Annotated in this window: 11 protein-coding genes; 3 read left to right on the forward strand and 8 right to left on the reverse strand. The window is 42.4% G+C overall.

Annotated features, from left to right (window positions below; all coding sequences use genetic code 11):
• The 4 genes from CDG77_RS14995 to CDG77_RS15010 all read right to left on the reverse strand — a co-directional run.
• A partial coding sequence (locus CDG77_RS14995) for an endonuclease MutS2 (protein WP_442946423.1) occupies positions 1 to 1,306 on the reverse strand: 1,306 nt, incomplete at its 3' end.
• Between the two features lie 197 nt (positions 1,307 to 1,503).
• Complete coding sequence (locus tag CDG77_RS15000) at positions 1,504 to 1,800, reverse strand: DUF2288 domain-containing protein (protein WP_094330157.1); 297 nt, start codon at positions 1,798 to 1,800, stop codon at positions 1,504 to 1,506.
• Positions 1,801 to 1,878: 78 nt separating this feature from the next.
• Complete coding sequence (locus tag CDG77_RS15005) at positions 1,879 to 2,916, reverse strand: AI-2E family transporter (protein WP_094330186.1); 1,038 nt, start codon at positions 2,914 to 2,916, stop codon at positions 1,879 to 1,881.
• Between the two features lie 155 nt (positions 2,917 to 3,071).
• Positions 3,072 to 3,710 (reverse strand): lysophospholipid acyltransferase family protein, encoded by a 639-nt coding sequence (locus CDG77_RS15010; protein WP_094330158.1) that lies wholly within the window; start codon positions 3,708 to 3,710, stop codon positions 3,072 to 3,074.
• A gap of 134 nt (positions 3,711 to 3,844) precedes the next feature.
• On the opposite strand from CDG77_RS15010, the gene CDG77_RS15015 reads away from it, so the two are divergent.
• The 3 genes from CDG77_RS15015 (at position 3,845) to CDG77_RS15025 (ending at position 17,556) form a co-directional block, all read left to right on the forward strand.
• The gene (locus CDG77_RS15015) at positions 3,845 to 9,307 is read left to right on the forward strand and encodes a trifunctional serine/threonine-protein kinase/ATP-binding protein/sensor histidine kinase (protein WP_094330159.1); all 5,463 of its coding nucleotides are present in this window, start codon (positions 3,845 to 3,847) and stop codon (positions 9,305 to 9,307) included.
• Between the two features lie 77 nt (positions 9,308 to 9,384).
• Positions 9,385 to 15,225 (forward strand): ATP-binding sensor histidine kinase, encoded by a 5,841-nt coding sequence (locus CDG77_RS15020; protein WP_094330160.1) that lies wholly within the window; start codon positions 9,385 to 9,387, stop codon positions 15,223 to 15,225.
• A 57-nt stretch (positions 15,226 to 15,282) separates the two neighbouring features.
• Positions 15,283 to 17,556, forward strand: coding sequence for an ATP-binding protein (locus CDG77_RS15025; protein ID WP_223269819.1), 2,274 nt, complete (start codon positions 15,283 to 15,285; stop codon positions 17,554 to 17,556).
• 123 nt (positions 17,557 to 17,679) lie between these two features.
• Here CDG77_RS15025 and fabD read toward each other — a convergent pair whose 3' ends face one another.
• From fabD to CDG77_RS15045, 4 genes are all read right to left on the reverse strand, one after another.
• Entirely contained in the window at positions 17,680 to 18,561 is an 882-nt protein-coding gene (fabD, locus tag CDG77_RS15030; RefSeq protein ID WP_094330162.1) for an ACP S-malonyltransferase, read from the reverse strand.
• A 102-nt stretch (positions 18,562 to 18,663) separates the two neighbouring features.
• A complete protein-coding gene (locus tag CDG77_RS15035; protein WP_094330163.1) occupies positions 18,664 to 19,656 on the reverse strand; it encodes a beta-ketoacyl-ACP synthase 3 in 993 nt (330 codons plus the stop codon).
• Positions 19,657 to 19,782: 126 nt separating this feature from the next.
• Positions 19,783 to 20,805, reverse strand: a complete 1,023-nt coding sequence (gene plsX / locus CDG77_RS15040) for a phosphate acyltransferase PlsX (protein ID WP_094330164.1) — start codon at positions 20,803 to 20,805, stop codon at positions 19,783 to 19,785.
• 259 nt (positions 20,806 to 21,064) lie between these two features.
• Positions 21,065 to 22,546 (reverse strand): leucyl aminopeptidase, encoded by a 1,482-nt coding sequence (locus CDG77_RS15045; RefSeq protein ID WP_094330165.1) that lies wholly within the window; start codon positions 22,544 to 22,546, stop codon positions 21,065 to 21,067.
• Between the last annotated feature and the right edge of the window lie 224 nt (positions 22,547 to 22,770).

Consider the following 22,770-nt stretch of genomic DNA (forward strand, 5'->3'; position numbering starts at 1 on the left):
GATTAGGAATTTCCTTTTCCTCAGTTCCAAGTCCCAAGTCCCCAGTCCTCAGTCCCAATTCCCCATCACCTAATGCTTCTAAAATGCGACTAATGCGGCGGATGTGACCAGAGAATGTGGATAAACTTTGCTGTAAGGATTGTTCATCGCCAATATCTGCCAGCACTTTATCAAACCAAGGTATTTCTACTGGTTCGCGGGCGGGGACAAATAAACCCACTTTGGCCATCAATGCTGCTAACCCTAGAGTTTTTAAGGTTACAGTTTTACCGCCAGTATTTGGCCCGGTAATTGTTACTACCCGGATTAGCGGGTTAATCAGCAAATCTACAGGAACTACTGGTTGCCCTTGTTCGTGCTGTTGTTGCCACACTAACAGAGGATGCCGTAAGTTCCGTAAGGTAATGGTTTCACTATCTTGACGCTGGATAAATCGCGGGGGATTTGCTCCTAGCCAGTAACTATATCTCGATCTAGCGGTTGCCAAATCTAAAGTTGTGGCGATCGCTAACAATCTCTCTAAATCTGGTTTGACTGCGGCGATTTGTTCGGTCAAAATACGGCGAACCGCTTCTTCTTCGGCTTGCTCTCTGCGGATGATTTGCCGCAGTTGGTTGCCTAGAGGTACTACGGAATTCGGTTCTACGTATAGCGTTGCACCACTGGTAGAGGTATCGTGGACAATACCAGGGATGGCATCTTTTTGCGGTGCTTTTACGGGGATGACAAAGCGATCGCTCCGTTGGGTAATTAGCTGTTCTTGAACTGCCCCAGATTTTGCCTGTAAGATATTTTGCAGCTTTTGGGTAATTTGGGTGCGTAATCGCCGCAAATCTGTGCGAATTTCTCCCAGTTTTTGACTCGCGCGGTCAGTTACCTGGGCCCGTTCATCAATACATCGGTGAATTTCTTGTTCTAGTTCTGGATAAGTCCGCAAATCGGCAACCAATTCAGTCAATATCGGCAAATCTTCCTGATTGTCGATGACACGGCGCAAACTTCTAGCACCAGCGAGGGTGGTGGCGATCGCTAGCAGTTCATCGCCAGACAAAACTCCGCTACGTTCCGCCCGTTCTAAGGAATCGCCAATATCTTGAATTCCCTCAAATGACAGCCCCGTAGTGAGGCGAGTTTCCAGTTGGTAGACTTCTTTGGTTTGCTCTAACAACTGTTCGCTTTGAGTCTGAGAATCGGGTATTTTCAGATGACGCGCAGCTGTAGCCCCCAGCTTAGTTGCCGCGAAGGTGGCAAGGTGCTGGCAGAGGCGATGCCATTCTAATAATTCTAAGGTTTCAGATTGGATCAAGGTTTCAACATCTAATCTGAAATTATCGTAACAATTTTAGCTCCTAGATGGATAAATCTTAGAGGAGAAAATTTCGCTTTATTCAAATCAGCCAGTTAGTGCGTGGTAATCATCAAGTAATAACTGGCACATTGAGCTATCTTTCCTGAGAAACTACCTTAACACCAACTGTCATCGAAAACAATACAGAAACTAATTCAAGTAGCGACTATTTCCTTCACCAAAACGTAAGGCTGAACGATGAGAGTATTAAATCGTTTACTGCGCTCAAGATTCCATTCTCCCACTTGTACTGTTGTGGGTTTGGTAATTAATTGCTCATCAATCCACTGTTCTACTGATGGAATATCATCACTGGCGATCGCTACTCCAACATCCACTAAGTTTAACTCCGGTGTCACTAAAATTACTGCATCTCGTTGTACATGAGGAATTAGCCACTCCCACTCTGCCTCATCCAAAATTTCTGTTAATTCCGCTCTTAAATCCGACATCATTCCTTAATTTATATTCTCTAATAAATTATTCTACATTTAATAGACGCGATGAATCGCGTCTCTTTCTCCTTTCAGCTAAACTTCAGATTTCATTTCATCAATTTCAAATAAAGACACAATTACTCCCGCGATAGGAATAGATATAAAAACACCTAATAATCCTGCTACTCTAGCGCCTACTAGCAAAGCAAAAAATATTACCACAGGATTAAGATTCAGCGCACCTTGCATAATTCGGGGCGCAATCAAGTTGTCTTGTATCTGCTGGAGAACAATACAGGCTATTAATACTTTCACTGCTAACCAAACACCTTGAGATAAGACAAATAGAGTAACTATACTTACTCCTAATGTTGCCCCTATGCCAGGAATGATATCAACGACTCCGACTATTATTGACAATATCAAAGCAAAAGGTACTTTTAATATGAAGAAAACTAAGAATGTTGAAATAGTCAAAAATGCGCTTAGTAATAACTGACCTCTAAAAAACCCTAAAAAAGACCGTCTGATTATACTTGTAAATCTATTGCGACGTTGTTTTGGTACTATTTTTAAAATAAAATTCCATAATTTGTCTCCATCTAATAGCATAAAAAAAGCTACAACTGCAATCAAGATAAAAGTCACAAAATTCGTCATAAACCCTTGTAAAATAGCCAAGCTAGTTACAAGACTTGATAGGGCTTGATTCCGCAATTGTTCTTCAATAAAACTTAAATCTATTTGTAAATTACGGCTTCGCAAAAATGCTTCTAGTCCTTCTAATAAAGGTGCTAAAGAATTTAAAAATACAGTGATACTATTAATTAATTCTTGTCCTTGAGATAAAACCGTTAAGCCCACGGTAATTATCAGACCGCCTATAATCACAATGCTGAGTAAAAAAACTAAGCCAACTGCTACATTGTGGGGCAAAAAACGCCGCAGCCCTTGTACAGGATAGCTGAGTAAAAAAGCTAAAATTGCCGCAAATGTAAAAATCACAATGACTGCTTCAAAGTAAGCTAAAAGCTGTACAATTGCCCAGCCAGAAGCAACTAAAAGCAAAAAGCGGACTAGCGCCAGATTGTTTAATCGCTCCCAAAAATTCTTGGCTTCCAAGCCGCTCATAATGCTGTTTAAGGTGAAATTGACGGTAGATTTGCCTAGCATTTGCATTTAAGCAGAAAGTCTGACTTTATTGCTAGAGCGGGTTGACCTTAAACATACAGAGACTCAAAGGCGATCGCTACCTCCCTAAAGCATATATTTCTTGCGTGTCTAACTCATCTTCCTAAATCATGCATTTCGTTAATTACCGTGGCACACTTTTGTGTCAATCCTTCCAATTCTTCTTTATTACTGGAACCGGGAGCATCAATCAAGTTACCAATTCTCACAGTAATGGGAACTGCGTGAGGCCGGGACGATCCTTTTTGTAAAATTTTCTCAGTACCCCAGACACTTACGGGTAATATTGGGGCTTTTGCTTTCGCAGCCAGTAACAATGCGCCTCTTTTGGGGTCTGTAATTCGACCATCTGGGGTGCGAGTACCTTGCAAGAAAACACCCACAGCCCAACCTGTATTGAGATATTCTAGGGCGGAACGGATGGCATTGCGATCGGCATTTCCTCGACTCACCGGGTAAGCACCGTACAATTTAATCGCTTGCGCCAAAACGGGGATATTAAATAACTCTTCTTTCGCCATATACGCCACTGGACGACGTACACAATTAGAGACAATGGGAGGGTCAAAGTAACTAGCGTGATTACTCACTACCAGTAGCGGCCCTGATTGGGGGACATTTTCCGCACCATAAATCTGGCCCCGAAAGTAAGCGTGAAGCATGGGGCTGACGACTGACCATTTAAAGGCGTGGTAAAGTGCCAGACTGATAAACGGTTCGCGGTTTTTGTCCACAGAAGATAATGCAAATCAAACTGAATTTAGCATACGCGATCGCCAGTCTCAGATCAAATGTCAGAAAGCTGTAGAAATTAATTGCTTTACCTATCTGGGAATACTAAATCTGGAAATCGTTAGGATTTAGCAGCATGGTTAGTACTTTAGTTACTATTCTCGGATATCACATTAATGACAAATTATACAATGGTTCTCGAACCCTAGTTTATCGAGGGTATCAAGAAGCTGACCAAAAACCTGTAGTGATTAAACTGCTGAAGAATCCTTATCCGAATTTCAGTGAATTGGTACAGTTTCGCAATCAGTACACCATTGCCAAAAATCTTAACTCACCTCTAATCATCCAAACCTATAGCCTAGAACCCTATCAAAATGGCTATGCACTGGTGATGGAAGACTTTGGAGGGATTCCTCTAAAAAAATATTTTACCCATGACCAGACGCGATATATCGCGTCTCTAGAAGAGTTTTTACAGATAGCGATCGCACTTTGCAATACCTTAGATATACTCTACCGAGAGCGAATCATTCATAAAGACATCAAACCCAGCAATATTTTAATTAATCCCGAAACTAAACAAGTTAAATTAATTGACTTCAGTATTGCATCTTTGCTACCACGAGAAACCCAAACCCTCATCAATCCCAATAGGCTGGAAGGGACATTAAGTTATATTTCTCCCGAACAAACTGGACGGATGAATCGGGGGATTGACTATCGCACAGATTTTTATTCCCTCGGTGTGACTTTCTATGAATTACTTACGGGAGAGTTGCCTTTTACATCAAACGATCCAATGGAGTTGGTACATTCTCATATTGCTAAACAAACTTCTCTAGCCCATGAAATTAACTCAAAAATTCCCCCAATAATTTCAGAAATTGTCCACAAATTGATGGCAAAAAATGCTGAAGACAGATATCAAAGTGCTTTAGGATTGAAATATGATTTAGAAAATTGCTTAACTCAGCTGCAAGAAACTGGAGAAGTTCAGAGTTTTGCAATTGCTCAGAGGGATATGTGCGATCGCTTCATTATCCCCGACAAACTCTATGGACGGAAAAACGAAGTTAAAACCCTATTAGAAGCCTTCGAGCGCGTTGCAACCCCCCTGCTTTCAGGGGGACAGAGAGGGGGTGAAATGATGCTAGTCACAGGCTTTTCTGGGATTGGAAAAACAGCAGTAGTCAACGAAGTTCATAAACCCATTGTCAGGCAACGGGGTTATTTTATTAAAGGGAAATTTGACCAATTCAATCGCAATATTCCCTTAAGTGCTTTTGTGCAAACATTCCGCGATTTAATGGGACAATTGTTAACCGAAAGCGATGCACAAATTCACCAATGGAAAAACAAAATATTATCAGCCGTTGGAGAAAATGGACAAGTCATTATTGAAGTGATCCCCGAACTAGAAAGAATTATTGGTCAACAACCACCCGCACCTGAATTATCCGGAACTGCGGCATATAATCGCTTTAATCTATTGTTTCAGAAGTTTACCCAAGTCTTTACCAATCCTGAACATCCCTTAGTGATGTTTTTAGATGACTTGCAATGGGCTGATTCAGCATCCCTGAACTTAATGCAGCTCTTGATGGATGATACAAGTTATCTCTTGTTAATTGGTGCCTATCGTGATAATGAAGTCAACCCGGTACATCCATTAATGTTGACTTTGAGTGAGATGCAAAAAATACAAGCAACGATTAATACAATTACTCTAGCACCCCTGAGTCAAGAGCAAATCAATCACTTAGTAGCTGATACACTGAAATGTCCAGAAACTTTAGCCTTACCTCTTTCTCAATTGGTGGAACGAAAGACTCAAGGAAATCCATTTTTTGCCACGCAATTTCTGAAAGCGTTACATCAAGAAAAATTAATTAAATTTAACTACCCCTCTTTGTCCCCCACCCCCCTTTCATCCCTCCAAACTTCGGGGGGAAATGAAGGGGGGTGGCAATGCGATATTGCACAAGTTAACCAGCAAGCGGTTACAGATGATGTAGTTGAATTCATGGCGTTGCAGTTAGAGAAATTACCCTTAGCAACCCAGAACATCCTCAAGTTAGCCGCTTGTATTGGCAACTCTTTTGATTTAGTAACCTTGGCAATCGTTTCAGAACACTCCGAGGTAGAAACGGCGGCGGATTTATGGAAAGCGTTGCAAGAAGGGTTGATTTTACCGATTGGTGATGTTTATAAGTTTTATGTTGGGCAAGAAAGTAAAACAGTTACTCAAGAACCATCTCAAACTGTTACCTACAAATTTTTACACGATCGAGTACAGCAAGCAGCCTATTCACTAATTCCTGACGACCAAAAAATAGCAACTCATCTCAAAATTGGTAGGTTACTTCAACAAAAGTTATCCGATTTAGAGCTTGAGGAAAAACTGTTCGATCTGGTCGGGCATTTGAATTTAGGAAGTGAGTTAATTAGTCAAGCGAGCGAACTCGAAGCCTTAGCTCAACTGAATTTGCAAGCTGGAGTGAAGGCGATAAATTCTACAGCTTACGCCGCAGCAAGGGTTTATTTGCAAACGGGGATTAAGTTACTGCTGACAAACTGCTGGCAACATCAGTATGAATTGACTCTGAATCTGTATGTTACGGCTGCGGAAGTTGCCTATTTGAATGGTGACTTTGATGGCATGGAACAGCAAGCCGCAGTGGTATTGCAGCAAGCACAGAGCATTTTCGACAAAGTTAAAATTTACGAAATTCAAATTGCGGCACAAATGGCCCAGAGTCAGGCGTTAGCTGCGATCGCTATAGCTAGAGACGTGCTGGGACAATTGGGAGTTCAACTCCCCACCGAACCTGATGAAGCCCAGATTGGCGAAGCGATACAAGCCGTTGCCAGCCAGCTTCAGGGCAGACGGATTGAAGAACTGCTTGATTTACCAGTGATGAGCGATCGCAGTGCGATCGCCGCCATGCAACTATTAGGAGTATTGTTTGCACCCGTGTTGGTGGGAATGCCAGGTTTACTACCCCTCTTGGGCGCGACGATGGTGAAGTTGTCGCTCCAGTTTGGCAATACCCCTGCCTCGACGGCAGGATATGGGCTTCATGGCATGGTGCTGTGTGCCTTTTTGGGCGAAGTCGAAACAGGCTACGAGTTTGGTAGATTAGCACTCTCGTTGCTGGAGAGGTTGAATGCTCAGTCCATGAAGCCTCTCACTCTAAACTTGTTTGGGTCTTTTATCCAACATCACCAGCAAGCGGTATTGGCAACGCTACCGACGCTGAAAGATGGCTACACCACTGGCATCGAAACAGGCGATTTTCTCTACGCTGGCTACAACGTAACAGGTTACGCCTATAATGCGCTGTTTGCAGGTGTAGAACTGGACGCATTGTCATCCGAATTGGCTGCTTACAATGCTGTCCTAGCTCAGATCAAACAAGATTCGGCGCATATTTATTCGGACATGGTGCGACAAACGGTGGAGCATTTGAGAGAAACTGTGAGCCAACCAGATTGCTTAACTGGCACTATCTATGATGAGACGCTGATGCTGCCGAAGCACCACCAGGATAACGATCTTACCTCGATCGCCATTGTCTACATCTACAAACTGCTGCTTGCCTGCTACTTTGGCAATTATCAGGCTGCCCTGGACTACATCACCCCAGTCAAGTCCCATTTGATGGGAGTATCGGGAATGGTTTTTATTCCCAGTTTCCATTTTTATGCTGCGCTAACTCATCTGGCACTCTTCCCCACCCAGCCAGAACCAGAGCAAGCTCAAATGCTTGTCCAAGCCGAAACCCATCAAACTGCTCTCCATCAATGGGCGCAAAATGCCCCGATGAATCACTTGCATAAATGGTATTTAGTTGAAGCTGAACGTCATCGAGTTTTGGGTGAAAAAATCGCCGCCAGTGAGTGTTATGACCAAGCCATAACTCTTGCTAAAACACATCAGTTCATCAACGAAGAAGCCTTAGCCAATGAACTGGCAGCTAAGTTTTACCTAGAGTGGGATAAACAGCGTATTGCCCAGGAATACATAACTAATGCCTACTATGCCTATGCTCGTTGGGGAGCCAAAGCCAAAGTCGCCGACTTGGAAGGACGCTATCGGCAACTGCTTGCTCCTATCCTCCAGCAAACCCGTTCTCCCTTGTCAACTAGCGAAACTCTCTTCACATTGGGGAGTCTTACATCCACCAGTTCCAGTAGCAGTGTCTCTGTCGCTTTAGATTTAGCTGCAATTCTCAAAGCTTCCCAAACTCTTTCTGGCGAAATAGAACTGTCTAAACTGCTTTCATCGTTGGTTTCCATTGTCATTGAAAATGCGGGGGCTGATAAATGCGTGTTAATGCTGTCACGAGATAATCGCCTGCTCATTAAAGGGTCAATAAGCGTGGGGATGGAGCCAGTTGTGTTGCAACGCCTTCCCATTGAAGACAGTCAGGATATTCCCCTAAAGCTGATTTACAAAGTCTTGCACAACCAGCAGACTGTTGTTTTGGTGGATGCGACAGCAGATTTAACCTTAGCTAATGATCCGTATATTATTCGTCAGCAACCCAAGAGTATCTTGTGTAGCCCGATTTTGCATCAAGGCAAGTTGATGGGCATTTTATATCTAGAAAATAATCTAGCAACGGGGGCATTCACGAGCGATCGCATTGAACTACTCAATTTACTCTGCGCTCAAGCTGCCATTTCCCTGGAAAATGCCCAACTTTATGAGCGATCGCAGCAATATGCCCAACAATTAGAACAGGCATTAAACAATCTGCAAAATGCCCAACTCCAAATAGTCCAAAGTGAAAAAATGTCTGCACTCGGTAACTTAGTCGCCGGTGTCGCTCACGAAATCAACAATCCCGTCGGCTGCATTACTGGCAACGTTTGTGCTGTCCAAGATTCCATCAATGACCTATTTGGACTGATTGACCTCTACAACGATAAATTCCCCCAACCTGGGACTGAGATTGAAGAAGAATTAGAGACAATCGACCTGGAATATTTACGGGATGATTTACCCAAATTAATCAGAGCGATGAAAGATGGTGGCGATCGCATCAAGTCTATCAGTAAGAGTCTCCGTACTTTCTCCCGTGCTGATAGCGACCAAAAACAAATCTTCAATCTCCACGAAGGGATTGATAGCACCATCTTGATTTTACGCCATCGTCTCAAAGCTTCGGAGACTCGTCCAGCCATTGAAGTTGTCACCAACTATGGTAATTTACCTCCAGTAGAATGCTTTCCTGGGCAACTAAATCAGGTATTTATGAATATTTTGGCTAATGCTATTGATGCCTTGGATGAATCTAATACCGGACGCAGTTTTGAGAAAATTAAAACAAATCCTAACTGCATTACAATTACAACCTCAGTCGAAAATGATTTAGTTAAAATTACCATTGCTGATAATGGTCAGGGGATGAATGAATCAGTCAAACAAAAAATCTTTGACCATTTATTTACTACAAAAGGTGTCGGAAAAGGGACGGGATTAGGATTAGCGATCGCTCGGCAAATCGTTGAAGAAACCCACGGCGGAAAATTGAGCTTTAACTCAGTTATGGGTCAGGGTACAGAATTTGTAATTGAAATTCCGGTATAATTATTTTTGGCTCTTTTTGGTAAAAGAATTGAGGTATCTGGGAATACTAAATCTGAAAGTCTTAAAGATTTAGTAGTATGCTTCACACTATTGTCAGTATTCCCGGATATCGGATCGGTGAAGAACTCTACAACGGTTCTAGAACCTTAGTTTATCGAGGGTATCGAGAAAATGACTCATTACCCGTAGTGATTAAACTGCTGAAAAATCCATATCCTACTTTTAGCGAACTTTTGCAGTTTCGCAATCAATACACCATTGCCAAAAATCTTAACTCACCCTTAATTATCCAAACCTATAGCCTAGAACCCTATCAAAATGGCTATGCGCTGGTGATGGAAGACTTTGGAGGGATTTCTCTCAAAGATTATTTTGCTGGTGTAGAGGCGCGATATATTGCCTCTGGTCAAGAGTTTTTAGAGATAGCGATCGCACTTTGCAACACCTTAGATATACTCTACCGCGATTGCATTATTCATAAAGATATTAAACCCGCGAATATTTTAATTAATCCAGAAACCAAACAAGTTAAATTAATTGACTTTAGTATTGCATCCCTCTTACCACGAGAAACTCAAACACTCATCAGTCCTAATATGTTACAGGGGACACTTAGTTATATTTCTCCTGAACAAACAGGAAGAATGAATCGCGGCATTGATTACCGTACTGACTTCTATTCTTTGGGTATAACTTTCTATGAATTACTTACAGGAGAGTTACCCTTTCAATCAAATGATGTGATGGAGTTAGTGCATTGTCATATCGCTAAAGCAGCATCCAATTTAAGGGAAATAGGGAAAGGGGGAAAGGGAAGAGAGATTCCCCAAGTTCTTTGCGATCTTGTCAGCAAATTAATGGCTAAAAATCCTGAAGACCGCTATCAAAATGCATTAGGAATTAAATTTGATTTAGAAAATTGTTTAACTCAACTCCAAGAAACTGGTAAGATTGAGAACTTTAAAATTGCCCAAAGGGATGTGTGCGATCGCTTTATTATTCCCGATAAACTCTATGGACGAGAACCCGAAGTATCAACCCTACTTCAAGCATTTGAAAGAGTTAGTCTTGGTGCAACTGAGATAATGTTAGTAGCTGGTTTTTCGGGTATTGGTAAAACTGCGGTGGTGAACGAAGTTCATAAACCTATTGTTCGGCAACGCGGTTATTTTATCAAAGGCAAATATGACCAATTTCAGCGAAATATTCCCTTTTCGGCATTTGTGCAAGCATTCCGGGATTTAATGGCACAATTATTAACAGAAAGCGATGCTCAGATCCAGCAATTTAAAACCAAGATTTTAGAAGCTGTTGGTGATAATGGACAAGTAATTATTGAAGTCATCCCGGAATTAGAACGAATTATTGGTCAACAACCACCTACTACAGAATTATCAGGAACTGCGGCACGAAATCGATTTAATTTATTATTTCAAAAGTTTACTCAAGTCTTTGCTACTGAGGCGCATCCATTAGTGATGTTTTTAGATGACTTGCAATGGGCTGATTCGGCATCACTGATGTTAATGCAGTTATTGATGGCTGATACAGGTTATCTCTTTTTAATTGGTGCTTATCGTGATAACGAAGTCAACCCAACACATCCGCTAATCTTGGCTTTGAATGATATCCAAAAAACACAGGCCATTATTAATACGATTACTTTAGCACCGCTAAGTCAAATCCAAGTGAATCAGTTAGTGGCTGACACACTTAAATGTGGAGAAAGTTCGGCATTACCTATTTCTCTACTGATATCTCAAAAGACTGAAGGCAATCCGTTTTTTGCTATCCAGTTTCTTAAGGCATTACATCAAAATGGGTTTATTCAATTCATCCCTCCAACCTTGCCAGGGGAAACTACAGGAACTTGGCAATGCGATTTGACGCAAATAAATCAGCAAGCAATTACAGACAATATTGTTCATTTTATGGCATTTCAATTACGAAATTTTCCTCAATCAACTCAATATCTGTTGCAATTAGCTGCTTGTATTGGCAATCAGTTTGATTTAGCAACTTTGGCGATTGTTTCGGAACAATCAGAAATTGAAACGGCTGCTAATTTATGGAAATCTTTACAAGAAGGGTTGATTTTACCTATTAGTGATATTTATAAGTTTTATCAGGGAGAAGATTCCGATCGATTGGCGCTGTCAAATGAAAATACTAATAAAAAATTAGCGAAGTATAGATTCTTGCATGACAGGGTGCAACAAGCTGCCTATTCTCTAATCCCCGATCGCCAAAAACAAGCAACTCATCTCAAAATTGGCGAATTACTTCTACAAAATTCCTCTCAAATACAACGAGAGGAAAAACTGTTTGATATTGTTGGACATTTAAATTTAGGGCAAGAATTAATTACCCAATCAAGCGATCGCCTTGCATTAGCTAAACTGAATTTGCAAGCGGGAGTGAAGGCGAGAAACTCCACAGCTTACGCAGCAGCGAGGGTTTATTTACAAACGGGAATTAAGCTACTGGAGACAAACTGCTGGCAAGATCGGTATGAATTGACTTTGAATCTGTATGTTGCAGCTGTGGAAATTGCCTATTTGAATGGTGACTATGAAGGCATGGAACAGCTAGCAGCCTTGGTATTGCAGCAGGCGCAGACAATTTTCGACAAAGTGAAAATTTACGAAATTCAAATCCCGGTACAAACGGCTTGCAGCCAAATATTAAAAGCGATCGCTGTGGGAAGAGAAGCACTGAGTCAACTAGGAGTGGATCTCCCAAATGCAATCGATGAAGCTCAAGTAGGTAAAGTTCTAGAAGATATTGCAAGCCTTGAAAATGGGAACAATCCGTCTGCCTTGGTTAATTTACCTACAATGAGCGATCGCACCGCCCAAGCCGCAATGCAACTATTAGGAATCTTGTTTCCACCAGCGATTCAGGGAATGCCAGAGTTACTGCCCCTCTTGAGTGCAACTATGGTGAAGTTATCGCTCCAGTTTGGGAATGCACCCATCTCAATGGTCGGATATGCGATTCATGGAATGGTACTGTGTGCCTTTTTCGGCGAAGTTGAAACAGGTTACGAGTTTGGTAAATTAGCGCTTTCGTTGCTGGAACGGTTGAACGATCGAACAAGAAAGTCATTCACTCTCAACCTGTTTGGGGCTTTCATTCAACATCGCCAGGAAGCACTTAGAGCAGCGATACCGATGCTCAAAGATGGCTACATAGCTGGCGTGGAAACAGGCGATTTTCTCAACGCTGGCTACAACATGGTAGCTTCCATGAATAGTTCGCTTTTCGCAGGTGTAGACCTAGACATTTTGGCATCCGAATTGGCTGCTTACAATAGTGCCCTAACTCAGATGAAACAAGATTCGGCGCATATTCATTTGAACATAACGGGGCAAGTGGTACAGCATCTAAGAGAAACGGTGAGCCAAGCAGATTGCTTAATTGGCACTGCCTACAATGAAACATTAATGCTGCCGAAGCACAGACAGGATAACGAACTCACGCCTATTGCCATTGTCTACATCTACAAATTGATGCTTGCCTACTACTTTGGCAATTATCATGCTGGCCTCGACTACATCACCCAAGTGAAGTCCTATTTAACGGCAGTATCAGGATTAGTTTTTATTCCCATTTTCCATTTTTATGCTGCACTAACGCACCTGGCACTCATCCTCGACCAGCCAGAATCGGAACAAGCCGAAATGCTTGCTGTTGCCATCACTCATCAAACCACCCTACATAAATGGGCACAAAATGCGCCCATGAATTATCTGCATAAATGGCATATAGTTGAGGCTGAAAAACAACGAGTGTTGGGCAATAAAGCCGAAGCACTCGAACATTACGATCGCGCCATCTCCCTCGCCAAAGAAAACCGTTACATCCAAGAAGAAGCACTTAGCAACGAGCTAGCAGCCAAATTTTACCTAGACTGGGGCAAAGAAAAAGTTGCTCAGGCATATATGCAGCAAGCATATTACTCCTACGCTCACTGGGGTGCAAAAGCCAAAGTAGAAGATTTAGAAAAACGCTATCCCCTGCTACTCCAACCCATTCTGCAACAGCAACGAATCAACCTCAACCCCTCAGAAACTATTGCTTTTCGTGGAACTTCTTCTTCCACTCGCACTACTAGCGCTGGCAGCACCAGTATTTCGGACGTTCTAGATTTTACCTCTGTCCTCAAAGCGGCTCAAGCTCTTTCCAGTTCTCTAGAATTAAATCAACTTATTGCCAGCCTCACCCGGATTATCCTAGAAAACTCTGGCGCGAAGAAATCTGCACTAATTCTTCCCCAAGATGACACTTGGCAAGTACGAGCAATTACCTTTATTGAGGATGAGGAAATACAAACTATCCTCAAATCGCAATTACTAGACAATTGTCAAGATATTCCTGTAAATATTATCCATTATGTCAAAAATACCAAGCAAACAGTTGTTATAGATAATTGTCAAACAGATATTCCTGGGGTAATTGGGGAATATATGTTGCAACATCAACCCCAGAGTGTGTTATGTACCCCGATTATTAATCAAGGACATTTGGTGGGGATTGTTTACCTAGAAAATCAACTGACTCAAGGAGTATTTACTAGCGATCGCCTTTCTGTGTTAAATCTCCTCTGCACTCAAGCGGCGATTTCTTTGGAAAATGCCCAATTATATAATCATCTCCAGGAGCGAGGAAAGTTCCTCAGTAGTATTTACGAAGGTGTCGGCTGTCTGATCTTTGTAACTGATATCCGGGCTAATGGTAGGTTTGAGTACACAGGATGGAGTAAATCTTGCGAATTAGCGAGTGGTATACCTGCTTCGGAAGTGCTGGGTAAAACTCCGCAAGAAATAAATCCTAATGAAGGTGCAGCAGTCGAGCAAAAATATCTGCATTGTTTCCAAACCGGAATAACCATCACTTATGAAGAATGTCTAACATTTAATGACCAGATAACTTGGTGGTTAACCACAATCAGTCCATTAAAAGATGAGATAGGCAAAGTTTATCGCATAGTCGGGACAACTATTAATATTAGCGATCGCAAACAAGCCGAAGCAGCGGTAACAGCAAAATCCCAAGCACTCGGAACAGCTTTAGAAGATTTACAACAAGCACAATTAAAAATGGTTCAGAGCGAGAAAATGTCTGCATTGGGTAATTTAGTTGCAGGGGTAGCCCATGAAATGAATAATCCTTTGGGCTTTATTTCTGCCAGCCTCAAACAAACTCAACCCACCATTGCCGATCTTGTTGAACACTTAAAACTATATCAAGAAAGTCTCCCCCATCCGGGCGATAAAATTATTGATCATGCTGAAGAAATAGACTTAAATTATACCTTAGAAGATTTACCAAAAATTATTAATTCAATGGTGATGGCGTGCGATCGCCTAAAAAATATCAGCACTAGTTTAAGAACTTTTTCCCGTGGTGACAAAGATTACAAAGTGCCGTTTAATATCCACGAAGGTATCGAAAGTACGATTTTAATTCTTAAACATCGCCTCAAAGAAAACGATCTACGCCCAGCAATTGAAGTTATAAGCAAATATGGAAGTTTGCCAAAAATAGAATGCTTTCCTGGACAATTAAATCAGGTATTTATGAATATCATTGCTAATGCAATTGATGCTCTGGAAGAAGCAAATACTGGGCGAAGTTTTGAGGAAATTAAGTCTAATCCTAACCGAATTACAATTAAAACCTCCCTGGAAAATAAAGGTGTGAAAATTTCTATTGCTGATAATGGCAAGGGAATGAGTGAAGAAGTAAAAGAAAAGATTTTTGACCACTTATTTACGACAAAAGCTGTAGGGAAAGGTACAGGATTAGGATTAGCGATCGCGCGTCAGATTGTCACAGAGAAACATGGAGGAGCGATCGAGGTAGATTCTAGACCAGGCGAAGGTACTGAATTTGCAATCCAGCTACCGATTTAGCATATCCACACGAACTTTCTGGAAATATTCAGCCTAAACACTAATCTCTTTGACTCCATGCTTACCCAATTTAGACAAACCCTTCAGAAACAGTGGTATATCCGTTTCGTTAAGAATCGCCCTAGCTCACTTACCTACAAAACACTAATAAATATGGCATTGCGAGTAACGGTAGTGGTACTCGTCTCTGCTGGGGTGAGCTATATCCATGTCATATCCCGTTTGGAAGCCCAGACCCAAGTCCAGCTAGAAAAGTACATCAGGGGACGGGGAGAGCAAGAAAGCGGCATCTTTAAACTCGCACAGGATAACCTCACTTTGCTGCGCGATCGCCTTTTGCAAGAATTCAAGCAACCCCCTAATGATTTCCAGGCTGAATTTGAGCGGCAATATTTTTCCTGGAACGATGGTACTAAACGCAATTTTCCCCAAAATCGACCGCGCAAAGACTTTGATTCTACTCGATATGCCGGCTCGTTCATTGGTCAAAATGTGCAAATTACTAAAGAACTAAAGCAGCAATTACTAACGGCTAACACGCTAATTAGTGCCTACGGTTCTGCTTGGTCCAATCAGTTTGTTGATACTTATTTCGTGAGACGTGAAAATGCAACGACAACCTATTGGAAAGGTGTGCCGATCTTGTTGGAAACACCGCCTGATTTCTATATGCCGAAAGAGGAATTTTTCTATATTGCCGATCCTCAGCATAACCCGTCTCGATCGACGAAGTGGACAGGGGTTTATCTCGATCTCAGTGTAAAAGTCTGGATGATTTCAGCAAGTGTACCTGTCTATGAGGGCGATCGCTTCTTGGGCGTTGTAGGACACGATGTGGTCTTAACCGATTTGATGGAGCATACGATCCAGGATCAATTACCAGGTACTTACAATCTAATTTTTCGCTCAGACGGTCGTTTAATTGTCCATCCCGACCGGACTGCCCAAATTCAGGAAGCTCAAGGTCAATTAAAAATCGATACAATCAACGATCCTCATCTCAACCGCATTTTTCAGCTAGTGACAAACGCTCAACCAAAAACCCACGTCCTGGAAAATAGCCAAGACCGTGAATACTTAGCAGTGACTCGCTTACAAGGCCCAGATTGGTATTTTGTCACAGTCTATCCCAAATCACTGCTATCGGGGGAAGCATGGGATATGGCTCAGTTTATTTTAATTTCTGGTGCAGTAGCCCTGCTGGTTGAAGTGTTGTTGCTCTTGTCGGTATTGCACCAACAAATCGCTAAACCCCTCCAGCAATTAACTGCCGCTAGTAACCAACTTGCTGACGGTGACTTTGCGATCGCTCTCGATACCACGCGACAGGATGAATTGGGAGGACTGGCCAGTTCTTTCAACAGTATGGCAAGTCAGTTAAAGACTTCTTTCATTCAATTAGAACAGGTAAATAATGCGTTAGAGCTACGGGTTGAGGAGCGGACAACAACGTTACAAAAAACACTTGAAGAATTACGTCGGACTCAAGCCCAGATGATCCAGAGTGAAAAAATGTCAGCCTTGGGGCAACTGGTGGCAGGTGTGGCACATGAGATTAATAATCCTGTTAACTTCATTCACGGCAATCTTACCCATATAGAAAATTACGCCCAAGATTTATTGGAATTTATCCAACTGTATCAGTATCACTATCCTAATCCAGTGGCTGAAATTCAAATTGAGGCGAAAGAGTTGGATCTGGAGTTTATTCGAGATGATTTACCCAAGATGCTCTCTTCGATGAAAGTTGGCACTAATCGCATTCGGGAAATTGTGCGATCGCTCCGCAATTTCTCCCGTTTAGATGAAGCTGAATTTAAGGCGGTTGATATTCATGAAGGCATTGATAGTACTTTATTAATTTTGCAGCATCGTCTGAAAGAGCAACCGCAACGTCCAGCAATAGAAGTGATAAAAAACTATGGTAATTTGCCTCTAGCGGTCTGCTACCCCGGTCAACTCAATCAGGTATTTATGAATATTCTATCTAATGCTATTGATGCCTTAGAAAATGCAAATCAGCAGCGCCCGCCTACAGAAGTTATTTCCCATCCCAACACAATTTGGATTCAAACTCAGTTGGGATCAGAAAAGGAAATCATGATTTCCATCACAGATAATGGTCTTGGAATTACAGATACAGTTCTCAAAAGGTTATTCGATCCTTTTTTCACAACTAAAGATGTAGGTAAAGGATCTGGATTAGGTTTAACTATCAGCTATCAAATTGTGACTGAATTGCATCAAGGTAAACTTGATTGTAATTCCACACTAGGAAAGGGTACAGAATTTGTTGTCACCCTACCAATAAAAGCTAATTTCATGATTTGATGATTGCTTCGCGTTTGTAGGAAGTGTTTCCAAAGTAAGTCTTTTATTCGCGGTAATTATATTTAATAGTTTTTACCTCCAGAATTCCTCTAAATGTTGTTTTGCTATAAAAACAGGGAATTATTAAACAGGTAAATTAGCAGCACTTTGGATATTTTCTAATATTAAGTCAGGGCTACTACGTTTAATCAAGCCAGTTAAAACTTTGCCAGGGCCAATTTCTATTACTCGCTGGATACCGTTGGCTGGTAATTGCAGAGAAATTTCTCGCCATCTTACAGAACCAGTCATTTGTTTGTTTAAACGTTCCTTTAAAATCTCGGCATCAATAGATGGAATTGGTTCGACATTAGATAACACTGGTACAGTAGCTGGTTGAAATTCTACAGATTCTAAAATGTCTTGGAATTGGGCAGCCGCAGGCGCGATTAAATGTGAGTGAAATGCTCCAGAAACTTTTAAAGGAATAGCACGCTTGGCTTTAACTTGAGTCATCACCGCTTGTACAGCCTCAGTCGTGCCTGAAATTACTACCTGAGCCGAACTATTATCATTTGCTATTACTACATCAGGGGTTTCGGCAATGACTTTTTCCAACTGTTCGCGGTCAAAATTCATCAAAGCCGCCATCATCCCACCGACAGCATTATCCATGAGTTCTGCACGACGCTTTACTAGATATAAACCAGCCGACCACTCAAAGACACCCGCTACATACAGGGCAGAATATTCTCCCAGACTGTGACCAGCAACTAAATCTGGCTGGTGTCCTCGTTCTCGCAGAAGATCGGCAAGGATGCTTTCTACCACATAAAGAATGGGCTGAGTATATAGCGTCTGTGATAACTTTGCTTCTTCCTTTTGACAGATTTCGGTTACAGACCAGCCCAAAATTTCCTCGGCTTGGGCAAATTTGTCTTTAGCGGAAGGTATATCTAATAAATCTATTCCCATTCCCAATGTTTGAGAACCTTGTCCGGGAAACACCCATGCAGTTTTAGTCATTAGTCATTAGTCATTGGTCATTGGTCATTAGTCATTGGTCATTGGTCATTGGTCATCGATCGTTAAAAAAGGACAAATGACTAATGACAAAGGACAAAATATTTATCTTCCCCATTGAAAAATTGCCGCGCCCCAGGTAAGACCGGCACCAAAACCGGATGTAGCAATGATCTCATTGGGTTTAATTTTACCTTGTCGTACTGCTTCATCCAAAGCTAAAGGAATGGAAGCAGCTGAGGTATTACCATACTGGGCAAGATTACTTATAACTTTATGTTCTGGAATATTCAGGCGTTGGGCAACGGCATCGATAATGCGCTGATTGGCCTGATGTAAGATTAGCCAATCTATTTGGTCAACGCTCAGGTTAGCTTGAAATAAGGCTTTATCAATAATTTCTGGCACTTTTTGCACAGCAAAGCGGTAGACTTCTTTGCCGTTCATAGTAATAGGTTGATAAGTGCCTTTAGTAATATTTACACCGGGGAGCAATTCTTGGGAAGCGCCTGTATAAGCAAGATTGAGGTGATGGTTTTGAGTGCCATCACTTTTAAGGGCAAATCCTAATAAGCGATCGCTTTTGTCTGCCTGCAATACTACTGCGCCCGCACCATCACCGAATAATACACAAGTGCGCCGATCTTCCCAATCCACCCAGCGAGAGAGGATATCTGCCCCGATCAAAAGTACATTTTTATATACACCTGTTCTAATGTATTGGGCTGCTGTAACCAGACCAAACACGAAGCCAGAGCAGGCTGCTGTCAAGTCAAAGGCTACTGCGTTGGTGGCTCCTAATTGAGCCTGTACTTTACAAGCACTACCAAATAAATCGTCAGGGGTGGAAGTCGCTAGCAATATCAGGTCTAGCTCTTCTGGTCTAATTCCCGAAGCTGCGATCGCTTGAATGCTGGCGGCAGTAGCGAGTCCACTTAGGGACTCAGATGGTGTGGCTAATCTTCGTTGACGAATTCCCGTTCTCGTTGCAATCCACTCATCTGATGTTTCAACTAGTTCAGTCAATATCTCATTGTGTAGGGAAGTTGCGGGTACTGCCGAGCCACTTCCGGTAATTGCTACGCCTAAGTTTTGCACTCCTAATCTCCCAAGCTATCAGCTTTTGTCCTTTGTCAGTTGTCCTTTGTCATTTGTCCTGTGTCAGTTGTCCTGTGTCAGTTGTCCTTTGTCGTTTCCAAATGACCAATGACTAATGACTAATGACTAACCGCCCTCGCGCTCTAGGATATATTGGGACTGAATTCGTTGTATTACCTGGTTGTCAACGGCTTCTTTAGCCATGCGAATTGCATTAAAAACTGAAGGTGCTTGTGAGCTACCATGACCGATAAAACAAACTCCTGCCACGCCTAAGAGCAAAGCACCACCATGTTCTGCATGATCCATTCGCTGCTTAACTCGCTTCAGGTTTGGTTTTAAGATTGCTGAACCAATTTGACCATGCAATCCTTGGGGTAATTCTTCGCGCAGAATTTGCAGAATCACTTCTCCAACTGCTTCGGCAAATTTCAATAGTACATTGCCCACGAAGCCATCGCAGACAATAACATCAAAGTTACCGGAAAGCACATCACGCCCTTCGGCATTGCCAATAAAATTAATTTGGGAATTTTCGCGGAGCAGTTGGTGGGCGCGGACGGCTGCATCATTGCCCTTAGAGTCTTCTTCACCGATATTCAGCAAACCCACCTTCGGTTCATCTGTACCCAAGACATACTTACTGTAAGCCGATCCCATAACGCCAAACTGCTCTAAAAACTTGGGACGGCAATCTACATTAGCGCCAACATCAAGTACTAGCACTGGCTTACCAGCAATAATTGTGGGGAAAACTGTCCCGATCGCTGGGCGATCGATTCCTGGCAATCGTCCTAAGCGGAGCAAAGCAGATGCCATAGCTGCCCCAGAGTGTCCGGCAGAAAATACGGCATCTGCCTTTTGCTGCTTGACCAAATCCATCGCCACATTGATAGAAGCCTTCCGTTTGCGTCTAACTGCATTTAAAGGCTCCTCATCCATTGCGATCGCTTCTTCAGCAGTCACGATCTCTATCTGCCCTAGATTCGTTTTTGGCGGGAAGGCAGCTTCTATTTGTTGGGGATCGCCAACTAGTAATATATCTACACCCAATTCTTCCTTTGCTCGCAGTGCGCCAGCAACGATTTCACCGGGTGCGCGATCCCCTCCCATTGCGTCAATTGCGATCCGTACGCGAGTCGATCCCATTGCTCAGAGCTTTTAGAAACCTTATAAATTTTACCAGATGGCAATGCCCGAAAAAGCTTAACTTTCTGGCTGCCAAATTATTTCTGTTACTATTGCAACAATTTTTACTGGCAAGCTCAAGATAGCACGAATTGTTCGGTAGTAGGGAGTAGGGCATGGGGCATGGAGAAGAGACAAGGTAGAGAAGGAAGAGGGGGGGACAAGGGAGAGACTTGTTCAATATTCCCCCTTGTCGCCCTTGTCTCCCCTGCCCTACTCCTTATTCCCCACTTCCCAGCACCCAATCAACTAGTGTCCGAACGCCGTAGCCGGTTGCCCCTGCGCTGTTGTAGCCATTTTCTTTATCTGTCCACACGGGGCCAGCAATATCTATATGCGCCCAAGGTGTCTCTTTGATGAATTGTTTCAGGAAAAGTGCAGCAGTAATAGCACCACCTGGGCGCGGCCCTGTATTTTTCATGTCCGCGATGCCAGACTTTAGCCCTTCAAAATATTTTTCTTCCATTGGCATCCGCCAAATCTTTTCCCCTGAAGTTTGGGCAGCTTTCTCGATTTGGGAAGCTACACCATCATCGGGAGTGTACAAACCAGCAATATCTTCACCCAAGGCAATGACATTAGCACCGGTTAGGGTAGCTAAATCCACGATCGCATCCAACCCTAATTTGTCGGCATAAACCAAGGCATCTGCTAAGGTTAAACGTCCTTCAGCGTCGGTGTTGTTCACTTCGATTGTTTTGCCGTTTGATGCTGTGAGAATATCTCCAGGGTGCATGGCGTGACCGCTAATCATGTTTTCAGCTACCGCCGAGATAAAGTGAACTTCAACATCTGGCTTAATTTGAGCAATTGCTTTTGCCGCGCCCAAGGTAGCAGCTGCGCCACCCATATCCATTTTCATGGTTTCGATGCCACTACCAGCACCTTTAATATTGAGTCCGCCGGAATCGAAGGTTACACCTTTACCAATAATTGCTAGTTTCTTTTTCGGTGTACCTTCTGGTTTGTAAGTCAGGTGAATGAATTTAGGTGGCAACTCGGAACCTTGCGATACTCCCAAAAAAGCACCCATACCCAACTTTTCACAGTCTTCTTTTTCTAGAATCTCTACTTGTAAACCGTACTCCTTTGCGATCGCTTGAGCAGTTTCTGCCAAAGTAATTGGTGTGACTGCGTTGGCTGGCGCTGCTACTAACTGCCGTGCCAAATTTACCCCAGAAACGATTTGATTGGCGCGGCTAATGGCGGCTTCTTGTCCACCGAAACCTAGTAAATCTACGCTTTCTATTTGCGATCCTTTCTCTTCTGGTTCTGATTTAAAGCGAATATCTTGGTAAAGTGCTAATTCCACACCTTCTGCGATCGCTTGGGCACTGGCCGCTGGATCGTTATTCCATAATGGAAAACTAAATCCCAGAATTTTGCTTTTTTGCTTTTTTCCTACCCTAGCTACAGCAGCAGCAGCACGTCGCAGAGTGTCGAGTTGTAGTGCATCTGGTTTACCTAATCCTACTACAATCAATTTCCGCACTGGGCTACCAGCATTTACACGGGTGAAGATTGTAGTGTTGGCTTTACCTTTAAATTCTTCTTCTGCAATCAGTTCTTTTAATACCCCGGAAAACTTTTGATCTAAAGTTGCCAGTTCTCCAGTTAACTCGACTGCATCTTCAAATAATCCAATTGCCAAACTATCGCCTGCCCACTCTAGCAAAGGCTTGTCACTAGGTTGAATTGTCATTTTGGGATTTTGTGTAAATATTCCTTCCTGTACCAGTATTGCTCAAAATTATTGTTTCAGGATGAGGATAATTGGGAATTGTCCATACTAATCATGGGGGAAGTCTGAGTTGAAAAGCTGGTAACTTTCATCTTCTTACTTCTCTTGCCTTTTTTTCTAATTTATATTAGGCGTGAGTTAGGAATTAATATCTTTACAACTCCTAACTCCTAACTCATAACTTA

The organism is Nostoc sp. 'Peltigera membranacea cyanobiont' 213 (assembly GCF_002245975.1).
Taxonomy (GTDB): domain Bacteria; phylum Cyanobacteriota; class Cyanobacteriia; order Cyanobacteriales; family Nostocaceae; genus Nostoc.